This is a genomic window from Paenibacillus sinensis (genome assembly GCF_019904155.1).
In the GTDB taxonomy this organism is placed as follows: Bacteria; Bacillota; Bacilli; order Paenibacillales; family Paenibacillaceae; genus Paenibacillus_AQ; species Paenibacillus_AQ sinensis.
Genome location: NZ_JAHCMB010000051.1, coordinates 98,673 through 111,138 on the forward strand (window position 1 = coordinate 98,673; position 12,466 = coordinate 111,138).

Genomic DNA, 12,466 nt, shown 5'->3' on the forward strand with positions numbered 1-12,466 from the left:
ATTGCATTGGTACTCGTACTTGGAGCGATTGCCCCCATGCTGGATGGAACGATGGTGAACATAGCACTGAATGATTTTTCCATGGCATTCCATGCCTCACTCGATAACATTCAATGGATCGTAACAGGCTATGTATTAGCTACAGGAATAGCCGTTCCCTTTTCTGGATGGCTCATTCAGCGATTTGATGGTAAAAAGGTGTATATCGCCGCACAAATCGTTTTTCTCATGGGTTCGATTACCTCGGGACTATCCTGGAATTTATCTAGTATGGTTGTTTTCCGTGTGATTCAGGGCTTTGGCGCAGGTTTGATTATTCCGCTGTTAACAACGTTATTAATGCAAGTATCCGAGCAAGAAAAAGTCGGCCGATTAATGTCTATCGTAGGCCTGCCCATAGTTCTTGGACCAATCGTTGGACCCGTAATTGGCGGAGTGCTCGTAGATTATCTTTCCTGGCATTGGATTTTCTTCGTCAATGTTCCGGTTGTATTCATCTCGTTATACTTTATAAACACCAAGCTGCCCAGCTTCCCGCCTGCCAATCAACAAGCAAGACTTGACTGGTTCGGAATCCTGATTCTCGGGGCCATTTCCGTCAGTCTGATCTATGGGATCACTGAAGCCGCGCACAGAGCGGGTTTTAATAATACGAGAACGATATCGTTTATCCTTGTTGGTGCCTTATTGACGATCATTTATGCGATTTATGCTGTTAAAAATAAAAAGAATGTAGTTGTACCCTTGAATTTATTTAGACATAGAAGCTTTAGCGGGTCCTTTTGCGGCTTGTTTCTTGCCGGGATTGGTACGAATGGTCCAATGCTGCTGCTGCCGCTTTTTTTCCAGAATGTTCGTAACGACTCCATCATTGTAGCTGCCTTATCCTTAATTCCACAGGGAGTAGGGATGCTGATTGCAAGACCTCTAATTGGAAGAATGATTGACCGAATTGGTGCCAAGATTGTTGTCATTATTTCGATTGCCGTTTCACTAGCCGGGACGATTCCTTTTATTTGGGTCGATCAAAGCACGAACTATTGGACCATCGCCGCTATACTCCTAATTCGCGGTATCGGCGTTGGTGGCGTAACGCTCCCATTAATGAGTGATGCCTATACTGGTTTGGCTAAAATGCAAATCCCGCAGGCCAGTATCGCTACCCGGATTATTCAAAACATCGGCGGCGCCTTCGGCTCAGCCGTATTGGCAACTATTGTCGCAAGCCAGATTAATCATGCAGCTCCGGATGTTGCCCAATTGACATCTGCGTATCAATCCGGCTTCTTAACAGCGAGTATTCTCATTGTTGTCATGATCGTTCCTTCTTTATTCTTAACCAATAAGATGGCCTCAAAGGTTACTCCGAAGCAGCAAGGAAACTGATCTTTTTAGAGTTTTAAAAAGAAAGGCGTATGATCTCATTTCTGGGATCATACGCCAATTCGATGTATTAATAGCTTTCTGCAATTTCGACTTCCGCGCCAACCTCCGCCTCTTCCTTTACGAAGGGAAGCATGAACCGGAAGATGGAGCCGCGGTTCTCTTCGCTCTCCACAAAGATCGTTCCGCCCATAAGCTCCACAAGCTGCTTGCAGATGGCGAGACCGAGCCCGGTCCCTCCGTATTTGCGATTAATCGTCGGATGAAGCTGCGAGAAGGACTGGAACAGCAGTCCAAGCTTGTCCTCCGCAATGCCGACTCCGGTATCCCGGACCGAAAACTCCAGCAGATAATTCGGAGAATGGGGCAGCAGGATATTTTTGACCGACAACGTTATGCTTCCATGCTCGGTGAATTTCAGCGCGTTCCCCACCAGGTTCACGATGATTTGCCGCAGCCGGCTTGGATCGGATGTAACCATCTCAGGGACACTGGTGTCTGCCCACCAGCGCAGCGCCAGCCCCTTCTCCTCTGCCTTGGGCATGAACAGATCAATCACGCTTTCGATCATGGTTCGAAGTTCGAATTGTTCGGGCTCAAGCGGCAGCTTGCCGGCTTCGATTTTGCTGAAATCCAGGATGTCGTTCAGAATGGTCAGCAGACTATAGCTGCTGCTCCGGAGAATTTCCGCATAGGTCCGCTGGTCCTCATCCAGCTCGCTGTCAAGCAGCAGATCGGTCATCCCGATCATGCCATTCATTGGCGTCCGGATCTCATGGCTGATCATCGCCAGAAAATCCGATTTCGCGCGTGAAGCCTGCTCCGCCGACTCCTTGGCCCGCATGGTCTCCCGCTCGTTCGTAATATCGCTGAAAGCAACAACCACGCCTTCGAGCTGGCCGAACTCCATAATCGGCGAGACCCGGTAATTGACCCAGAAGCTCGTTCCGTCCTTCCTCCAAAAGATCTCCTCGCTCATCCCGCGCGAGATACCGTCCCCAATCGTCTGACGGATCGGACATTCCTTCGGACAGTATCTGGAACCGTCAGGACGCGTGTGATGGATGTGATTGAGACTGTCCAGGCCGATCAATTCATCACTCTCATAGCCGAGCATAAGCAGAGCTGTCTTATTGACGAAGAGAACCTTGCCGTCCCGGTCCAGTCCGAAGACCCCCTCTGTAACGGAGTTCAGAATCAGCCCGGTCTGATCCTGGAATCCGGTAGTCCGGAGGCCCTGATCTGCGGCGGAAAGGCTTGCCGGCTTCTCAGGCTCATCACCTGCGTCCGTGGCAGTATTGCGGGCTACGGCGAACACACCCACGACCTCTTCGTCATGACGGATCGGAAGATAGGTTACCTCAACGGAAGCGACGTTGCCGATTCTCTGAATGTACTTGATCTTCACGGAGGATGTCTGTCCTTCGCAGGCTTGCTCGAAAGAGTCGGAAGCTTCGTTGCGGCTGCCGAACAGGAGCGCACGCTCCCAATACTCGGAAATCTGTTCGGGTAGGGATTCTTCCAGTCTCATTGCTGCTGCGTTGGCACCCACGCAGTGGCCTTGAAGATTCAATACGAAAATACAAGCGGGGTCGATTTCGAATAATGCTTTGTAGGCGCTATCTTCGGCGATTAACCGTTTTAAGAGATCATCTGTGTCCTTGTCCACGGTCCAACTTCCTTTCTAAGGTAACTCCCTTCGCCTCCGATCGACTTGTACCGGCCTTATTCATGGTCCCCTCCAAAAGGCGAAAATCGTCATTATATGTAGAATACCAGTAGAATTTAAGCTTATTATATCAAAAACTCCTGAATTATTTATCCGATTATTTTGGCTATTTAATGGGAAGGAAGGCCCATCTTTGTATGCGAAATCCTCGCTTGGTCCTGTATGGCCGGCAATTCGTTCATCCGGTTCAAGCTAATCGGTCGCAGGAACAAATTCCTGCTTGTGATGGAGAGAGCGCTATCCTTAGTCGAGTGATCCTACAAATGGGATAGAGCTTAAGGAACCGGGGTGATTATATCTGGTAAGCCTGGGTTAACGAACCATAGCCGGATTGCGATATTCTGTAAGCGGTGCTCATGCAAACAAGCTCTCCACGAACGATATGTTATCGTTTATGGAGAGCTTTTTCATTGAAATGGAAATAAGGCCCGTTTCCACAAAGCAGTTGGAGCGGAGCTTTTAGGATAAAAATGTGGTAGAAACCGCCCATCTGAAACCCGGATGAGCGTTTTTTACATTCTACTTCTCCTGCTCCTTTATCACCTGCTCAATCCCCAATAGGATCAAATTCACTCCGAACTCAAAAGCCCCGTCGGTCCCCATCAGATCGAACAACCCGCTCTTGAACAGCCTCCGGAACAGTCCTGCTTCAGTCTCGCTCATGGAATCCAGAAGGCGGTCCATCTCACCTTCCGAAAGCACCCCCTGCTCCTTAATAATAGCGGAGACATTGCGCTGATGCTGATAATCGTCCAATACGAAGAAGAAGACGTAGTTCACAAGCGTTAGAACCGCTTGAAGTTTTTGTTCCTCCTTAAGTGGCGTTGATTCCACGCAGAGCAGCATACGGTTGGTGAACCGGATAAGATCCGGTTCGTGAGGCAGCGTCAGCATCATGAGCTGCGTGGAGCAGGGATAGCGGCTGAGTACGCTACGTACCGTTACCGCAAGCCCCGTCAGTTGCTCCTTCCAATCCCCCTCAGAGTGGAACTCCTCCATGATAACTTTAGATACATGGTTGGCCAGACGGTAGTAGAGTTTCTGTTTGCTCTTGAAATACCAGTACAGAGAGGGAGCCTGAATTCCGAGCCGGTCAGCCAATCGCCTCATGCTGAATTTCTCGATGTCATCCTCCCCCAGAAGCTCCCAAGAGGTCTCCAGTATCCTGTCCTCCGAAATCTGAGGCTGCTGCTTTTTCATCGATATCCGCCCTTTTATCTAACAGTGTAAGTTTATGCTTTACAGGTCAATAGGTTCATGATATCATCTAACACTGTAAGGTTCAACCTAACACTGTTAGACAATCATATTTATTAAGAAAGTGGTGACCCACATGGATGCAGAAAACCTCCATTATTTTGAACAAGCGCCGGTCGCAAAAGCCGTAGCTCACTTCGCTGTCCCGATGATGCTGGGCATGTCAATGAGTGTCATATACTCAATCTTGAACGCCTATTTCCTTGGTACACTGGGCAGCACGGTTATATTAACCGCACTTGCACTGACCTTGCCGTTATTCGCGGTCATTATGGCGCTAGGCAACTTGATTGGCATGGGCAGCGGTACATTCATCTCCCGTTTGATGGGCGAGAAGAGAAATGATGATGTCAAGCATGTGTCTTCCTTTGCCTTTTACAGCAGCTTAATTATTGGTCTTATTGTGATGGCTGTCGGCCTCCCGTTGATCAATCCGATCGTTCATGGCCTGGGGGCAACGCCCGAATCCTTCGGTTTTACAAAAGATTATGTCACCGTTATGCTCATTGGTTCACCATTCGTCGTATTATGCTTCACGCTGGAGAATATCGTGCGCTCGGAGGGTGCGGCAATTGCGTCGATGTCTGGTATGATTCTCAGTGTTGTCGTGAACATTATTCTCGATGCATTAGTCATCTTCGTCTTCCATTGGGGCGTGATCGGCGTTGCTTCTGCTACGGTCATTTCCAACCTGGTTGCGAGTGTATTCTATATTTTCCATATGGGATATAAGAGTCCATTCCTGACTGTCTCCTTTAGATGGTTCAAGGTTACCAGAGACATTCTGAGCAATGTATTCAAGATCGGAGTTCCCGTCTTTGTTATGAGTATCTTCATGGGTGCAATGTCACTCGTCTTTAACTATTTTCTTGTCGAGTATGGAGATCAGGCCGTAGCGGCTTACGGTGTTTCATCACGTTTAATGCAATTCCCTGAATTTATTCTGATGGGCTTGTGCGAGGGTGTCGTGCCGTTGATCGCCTTTTCTTTTACAGCGAACAAATTACGAATGAAGCATACCATCGGATTCACGATCAAAACGATTGCCGCGTTAGCAGTCGTGTTCGGCATCATCGTCTATCTGACTTCCGACCAGCTAATTGGTTTATTTACGAATGACCCGCAATTGATTGAAATGGGCAGCTATATTCTGCATGTGACGTTCCTATCCTTATTCATCTCGGGAATAACCGCGCTGTTCACGGGAATCTTCCAGGCAACTGCGCAGGGAACCGCCGCATTCATCATGTCAATTATTCAAGGAATCACTCTGATTCCCGTGTTGTATATTGCCAATCGAATGAATGGCTTCCACGGGGTGGTCTGGTCGCTCGTCATTGCGGAGGCCGTTTCATTCCTTGTTGGAGCCATCATGCTGTACGCTCTGCGGACTAAATTGCAGCCGGATTTGGAGAGTTTGGTGCAGTAGGAAAGAAGCTTATAGCACGCAAGGAACACCTTGCAGCTGGTTTTACTGATAAGCAGTAACAGCGAATGACATCCATTATCTTCAGGGACGATGATGTGTTATCTCAACTCGCATGAAGTTTACTTCGATGCTTGTTATTTCGCGAATACAGAGCTTTCTCATTATATCTTCTGGGGTATCGACCCAGACACAGAATAACCGGCAATCACCGTAACAGGCTGATCGCCGGTTTTTAATTGGAATCGGTCCCGGCTAAGCAAAATCCCCCCGTCTCCAGCATATACATCTGGTAAGCCGCTTAAGGCACAGGTGGAAAGGAGATGGGTGCATGCCCAGCGATGAAATACAGGCGCTCGAACGGGCGATAGCCGAGATCACCGAGATTGCCAAAGGATTCGGCCTCGATTTCTACCCCATGCGTTACGAAATTTGCCCCGCCGACATTATTTACACCTTCGGCGCGTACGGCATGCCGACGCGCTTCGGCCACTGGAGCTTCGGGAAGACCTTTCATAAAATGAAATCCCAGTATGATTTCGGTCTCAGCAAAATTTACGAGTTGGTGATTAACTCCAATCCGTGCTACGCCTTTCTGCTCGATGGTAATTCGCTCGTCCAGAACAAACTGATCGTCGCTCACGTGCTCGCCCACTGTGATTTCTTCAAGAACAACGCCCGCTTCTCCCAGACGAACCGCGACATGGTCGAGAGTATGTCGGCCACGGCCGACCGGATTGCCGAATATTCCGTCAGTTATGGGACCGAGACGGTGGAGAATTTCATCGACGCAGTGCTGTCCATCCAGGAGCATATCGATCCCAGCCTGATCCAGCAAGCCCGGCCGGTCAAGAGCTACTATGAACGGGAGCGTCAGAACGAGCAGAGCGGGAAGAAGCGCAATGAGCAGAAGCCCGGACCTTACGACGATCTCTGGAGGATCAGCCAGCAGGATTCGACCGCCAAGCCGGAGCAGGCGCCGCTGCAAGGTAGCTTCAAAGCTTTTCCCCCCGAGCCGGAGAAGGATGTCGTCTGGTTCATCCAGCAGTATTCCAACTGCCTCGCAGACTGGCAGCGCGACATCATGACGATGCTGCGTGACGAGATGCTCTATTTCTGGCCGCAGATGGAAACGAAGATCATGAACGAAGGCTGGGCATCCTACTGGCATCAGCGCATTATGCGCGAGCTTGATCTTACTTCCGAGGAGACGATCGAGTTCGCGAAACTGAACTCCGCAGTGGTCCAGCCTTCCCGCCAGAGCCTGAATCCTTATTATCTCGGCCTCAAAATTCTCGAGGACATCGAGCGCCGCTGGGATCGCGAGAAGCTGTTCGAGGTCCGGGAGCTGGATTCGGATATTTCCTTCATCCGCAGCTATATGACCAAAGAGCTGGTCGAGGATCTCGACCTCTACGTCTTTGAGAAGAAAGGCCCGGAATGGAAAATCACCGACAAAGCCTGGGAGAATGTCCGGGACCAGCTGGTCCAGGCCCGCATCAACGGCGGTTCCCCTTATCTAGTCGTTCAGGACGGCGACTATGAGCGTAACGGAGAACTGTATATCGCCCATCATTATGAGGGGATCGAGCTGGATTTGAAGTATCTGGAGCGCACGCTCCCGCATATCTGCACGCTATGGGGCAGGACTGTCCATCTGGAAACCGTGGTGGAAGACAAAAAGGCGCTGTTCTCCTATGATGGCAAAAAGGTGCTGAGAAAGTTTCTGTGATGCCAAAAAATCCTATGAGACCTCTGTCTCATAGGATTTTCCACACCCTTTTTTATATCACAATGTTCAATACAGCAGGACTGGATACCCCGTTAATTACGGAGAAGACATACGATAGTGGAGTGTTCACAAATATCTCTTCATTCATGTAGGTCGTCACTTCGTAAGTACCTTCTGGCAGGTACGAGTCAATCCGGCCATCGGTTACCCGCAGCATATAGAATAAGCCTCTGGTTGTATCCCGAATGATGACACGCCCGTACCTGGCTGCCGTTCCATCTGCCAACGCCACTGTACCGACAATATTGTTGTTCCTTATCTTAATATCTAACGGAGCCGGCACCATTATGCCGTCAATTACCGAGAACACATATGAAATTGGAATGGAACCAAAATCATCACTGTTAACCGTGCAACTATATGCTTCAAAGATCCCATCAGGAATATAGGCACTAAATTGGCCGTTCCTCACTTCGGCGCTAAAGTAAGCATAGGTCGAATTGGCAACTGTACCTCGAATGGCAAGCGTTCCGTTACCCACCGCATTTCCATTCTCATATGCCACTGTACCGACCAGATTCTTGCTCATAATCTTTACGTTTAGTGATGCCGGAACGGATTGTCCGTTAACGACCGAGAATACATAGGATATCGGAGCGGACTCATTGGTAGCTGAATTCAAATATCTGCTGATCTTATATTCTCCGTCAGGTAAATACAGACTGAACTGACCGCTGCCGACTTGAATATTAAAATAAGTTGAACCCGTCGCTGTGCTGCGTACTACCATTGATCCATTGACTGCTGCTGTCCCATCCTCATAAGCTACAGAACCCGCCACATTCTTGTTTTTAATCGTGATGTTCAATGGACTGGGATCAAACTTTCCATTTACTACCGAGAACGTATTCCACAGCTGAGCGGTCTCCTGTGTGTCATGATCATAGTAACTGAATACTTGGTAATTTCCATCCGGCAGATTCAATCGAAACTTTCCGTTGATCACTTTGGGACTATAGATTAAGGAGTTCGAACTGGTGCTCCGGATAGACAGACCTCCGCTTCTCACTGCCGTCCCGTCTTCCCTGGTTACCGTGCCGATAACATTCTTATTCTGAAGAACAAGTCTGAGCGAATCCGGTGCCATCTTTCCGTCCATAATAGTAAAGGCATACGACACGTCGGTCGTTTCATACTGGTCCGCGTTGTAAATCCGATATACCTCATGTCTTCCATCCGGCAGATTGAGTTTGAATTGACCATCCTTCACGTCAGCATTGTAGAAGCTATAACTTCCATCATTATTTGCAGTTCGAATATATATACTTCCACTGCTTATCGGTGTGCCGTCTTCGTAAGCCACCTCGCCCGATACTTTGGTTATGACCATCTTCAACAGGCTTGGAGTAGACTTCCCGTCAATTACCGAAAAACTATGGGAAAGCCAGATACTCTGATTCAAATCGTAATACTGGAACAGTGTGTATTGACCATCGGGTAAAAACAGATTAAATGTGCCGTTCTTGATTTCAACATAATACTGCTTGATGCTGGCCGGATCCGCATTAATCGATTTGATCCATACCTCCCCGCCTCCAGGTATTGTCCCGTCTGCAAAAACCAGGGAACCTGATACGTTATTGGATTTAAGATTGATCTTAATCGGGTTCGGAGCCGAAATGCCGCCCTTTACCGATATGCTATACACAAATTGGCGTGAATCCAAATATTTACTTGCCTTGAACTCGTACACTTCGTACTCGCCATCCGGCAGGTACAGACTGAACTGTCCATTCACGACCTTGGGATAATAATTCGAATGGGCGGAATCTGTTCTCCGAATTGAAATAGACCCATCGGTCGCCGGAGTGCCGTCTTCATAGGCAATTGTTCCAAGTACATTCTTACTATTGACAACGATTTTGAGCGGGTCCGGGGTGGCCTTCCCGTCAACTACCGAGAACGAACCGGACAGTTCTGTGCTCTCTTGGGCTTGCTGATCGGAATAGGTATTCACTTCATACTCCCCATCCGGCAAGTATTGTCTAAACTCCCCATCATTAACTTGGAGAAAATAAGAAGCATCGTTCGCTTTGGAACGCACCGTCAAGACCCCACTGTCTGCCAGCATCCCATCCTCGTTAACAACGATTCCATGAACATTGCGGGCCTTCAGAACAATGTTCACCGGATTGGGGCTGCTAATCCCCCCCGTTACGGTAAAATCATAAGACAGTTGCATATTTTCATGTTTGTAGAAGTTATACAGGGAATCCGCTCTATAGGTCCCGTCCGGCAAGTAAACACTGAACCGGCCGTCTTTTACATTGACAGAGTAAATACCGATTGAACCGTCTGAAATCTTTCCACTCACGGAAATACTGCCATAGGCAATAAATGAACCATCTTCATAGCCGATCGTTCCCGCTACATTACTGGTTCGCAGAGTTATGTTAAGAGTATGATCCGGTACTCCGTTGTTGACGTGAAATATCTCAGACAGATAGGTGGATAATCCCGTCTCCGAATTGTAGTAGCTGGTGACCCGATAGGGTCCATCCGGCAGATACAGATTAAAATCACCGTTCTTGACAGTGGCTACATAATTCGAATTATCGGCATATAGAATATTCAGCGTGCCTGCGGATACAACACTCCCGTCTTCGTTGGTGACCTTACCGGACACATTGCTGCGGGGAATTGTAACGTTCAGCGGGTTGGGGTTCATTTGACCACCCGATGCCTTGAAAACATAATTGAACGAAATACTCTCCCCGCTGACCGAATTGTAATAACTACGGACACGGTATGAATCATCAGGCAGATAAACCGTAAATTTGCCGTTCTTCACGAGCGGGAAGTAAGAATATAAGCCGGATAAGCTGGAAATGGAGACATAACCGTCGCTAATGATGCTCCCGTCTTCATTGTGCAGCGTGCCCTCATACTTGTCGGGCAGAACAATTTGAAGCGAAGCAGGGATAGTCTTCCCGTTTAATGCAGAGAAACTATAATTAACATCGATGTATTCACCGGTATCGAGATGAAGGCCCAGCAAGAAATAGGAGCCGCCGGGCAAATAGGCGTTGAAATGTCCGTCATGGACCGGAACATTATAATTCTTGCTTAAATTTCCACTTCGCACTTGAACCCAGCCATCGTCAACGCTTGTTCCATCCTTGTACGCAATCCTGCCATCGTATTTCTGCGGAACGGTCAACGTCAACCGGGCCGGCTGGCCGCTTTCAACGAGAAACGAACCATAGAACGAAATACTCTCCTTGCTGGTCAAATCCTCAAGACTGCTAAACATATACTTGCCGGCAGACAGATCATAACTAAATTTCCCGTTCAGCACCTGAAAATCAAAATTGGCTCCACTCTCATTGCTCAAATGAAGAACTCCATCCTTGACTTCCGCTCCATCCGAGTAGTGAATGGTTCCTTCCACATTATGTGTTTCGGTTGTGTCAGTTGTAGCCGTTGGTGTTGGCGCCGGTGATGACACCGGTGTTGGTGACGGCAACGCCGTCGGTGCTGGCGACGGGATTACAGGTACTCCACCACCACCACCGCCTCCTCCTCCGCCGCCCGAAACGGCAGCCGCCGGAGAAGCCGATGCCGGATTCACCGTAGTGTCCTTCCCGCCAATCTTGACCACTGTATTCGAAGGTACATCCTTTCCGAGTTCCATATGAGCAGGAGGCTGGTCGAAGGAGATTCCGGCGGCGTTAATAATGGCATTATCAATCCTGCCGCTGCCGGACACTTGCACACTCGCATTGATGACCAAGGCTCCGATTGTTCCATTATTGATGAACTGACTTCCCCCTGCTTCATTGGCAATAGTCAGGGTCTGAATGGCCGCTCCCTGAGCGGATTCGATTAGGGCCGGAGATAGAATTTGGAGATCTTGTATCGCGGTGGCGCCATCGATTACAACCCGTATATTCCCATCCATCTTATTGACTGCAACTTGTCCCAATTTGGAGTTTTGTAAATGAACGCTGTGTGCGCCGCCGCCCAAAACGGTGGTTGAACCCGTCACGATCACATTTTTGAGAAAAGCGTCCCCATCGGCAATTTCTTTGCCAAAGGTCAGATTCCCTTCAATTACTGTGTTCTGGAGGGTCACATTGGGCGCATGGATTTCGACGTTCTGCTTGACGGTTACGGTTCCGGATTCCGGTCCATATACGCCTGCCGTATTGTATGCAACGCTGCTGTCGCCTTTAAGCTCCAACGCTCTGTCCAGGATTACAACAGTTTCCGCGCGGGTAGCCGCCGATTTGGGATGAAACGTATGGTCTGAATACCCTTTTATCAATCCGCTATCGTAAGCGGCTCCAACCGCCCCTCTACTCCAACTGGAAATATCCTTTGCATCGGCGAATTTTGATCCCGATTCAGAGGCGGACAGTTTGAGCAAATTGCTAAGAATAACGGCAAATTCCTCACGGGTTACTTTCTTGTTGGGTCCAAAAGTTCCGTCCGAGTAACCGGATATGTATCCTGCTGCGCTCGCCTTTACAATTTCCGGGTAGAACCAGTCTTTCTGGGTTACATCGCTAAACCGGACTTCCTTCTGCCCGGTAAACCCGAACGACTTGTTTATGAGAACAACCAATTCAGCCCTTGTAATCTGATTATTCGGTTTGAATTCTCCGTTCTGATAACCGGATATGTATCCATTATCCATCCACTTCTTGATTTGTTGTTCGGCCCAGTTCCCTGCAATATCCGAGCTTCCGGCTGCAAAAACGTTGCTGTAGGACGTAAACACCATACAAAAAATCAGCAGCAGCACCCAAATCCGATTAACACGTCTCCTTCTACTCCCCATACTTCAACTTTACCCCCAATGTATTAGTGCGATCGACATAACCTACTGACTATAATTGAAAGAATCGTTATAGAAGCCAGAATATGTTTAGAAAAT

At 48.6% G+C, this 12,466-nt stretch carries 6 protein-coding genes; 3 read left to right on the plus strand and 3 right to left on the minus strand.

All coding sequences use genetic code 11. From position 1 onward, the window contains the following. A partial coding sequence (locus KIH86_RS07200) for an MDR family MFS transporter (protein ID WP_223110353.1) occupies positions 1 to 1,386 on the plus strand: 1,386 nt, incomplete at its 5' end. 67 nt (positions 1,387 to 1,453) lie between these two features. Here KIH86_RS07200 and KIH86_RS07205 read toward each other — a convergent pair. Together KIH86_RS07205 and KIH86_RS07210 are read right to left on the minus strand one after the other, a co-directional pair. Further along, the gene (locus KIH86_RS07205; protein ID WP_223084958.1) at positions 1,454 to 3,052 is read right to left on the minus strand and encodes an ATP-binding protein; all 1,599 of its coding nucleotides are present in this window, start codon (positions 3,050 to 3,052) and stop codon (positions 1,454 to 1,456) included. Positions 3,053 to 3,631: 579 nt separating this feature from the next. Next, positions 3,632 to 4,312: a TetR/AcrR family transcriptional regulator gene (locus tag KIH86_RS07210; protein WP_223084959.1), complete on the minus strand. Its 681-nt coding sequence runs from the start codon at positions 4,310 to 4,312 to the stop codon at positions 3,632 to 3,634. A gap of 133 nt (positions 4,313 to 4,445) precedes the next feature. On the opposite strand from KIH86_RS07210, the gene KIH86_RS07215 reads away from it, so the two are divergent. Together KIH86_RS07215 and KIH86_RS07220 are read left to right on the plus strand one after the other, a co-directional pair. Continuing rightward, positions 4,446 to 5,798: an MATE family efflux transporter gene (locus KIH86_RS07215; RefSeq protein WP_223084962.1), complete on the plus strand. Its 1,353-nt coding sequence runs from the start codon at positions 4,446 to 4,448 to the stop codon at positions 5,796 to 5,798. A gap of 328 nt (positions 5,799 to 6,126) precedes the next feature. Beyond that, positions 6,127 to 7,527, plus strand: a complete 1,401-nt coding sequence (locus KIH86_RS07220) for a SpoVR family protein (RefSeq protein ID WP_223084970.1) — start codon at positions 6,127 to 6,129, stop codon at positions 7,525 to 7,527. 52 nt (positions 7,528 to 7,579) lie between these two features. On the opposite strand, the gene KIH86_RS29805 is transcribed toward KIH86_RS07220, so the two are convergent. Next, positions 7,580 to 12,313 (minus strand): S-layer homology domain-containing protein, encoded by a 4,734-nt coding sequence (locus tag KIH86_RS29805; RefSeq protein WP_223110355.1) that lies wholly within the window; start codon positions 12,311 to 12,313, stop codon positions 7,580 to 7,582. Positions 12,314 to 12,466: the final 153 nt, after the last annotated feature.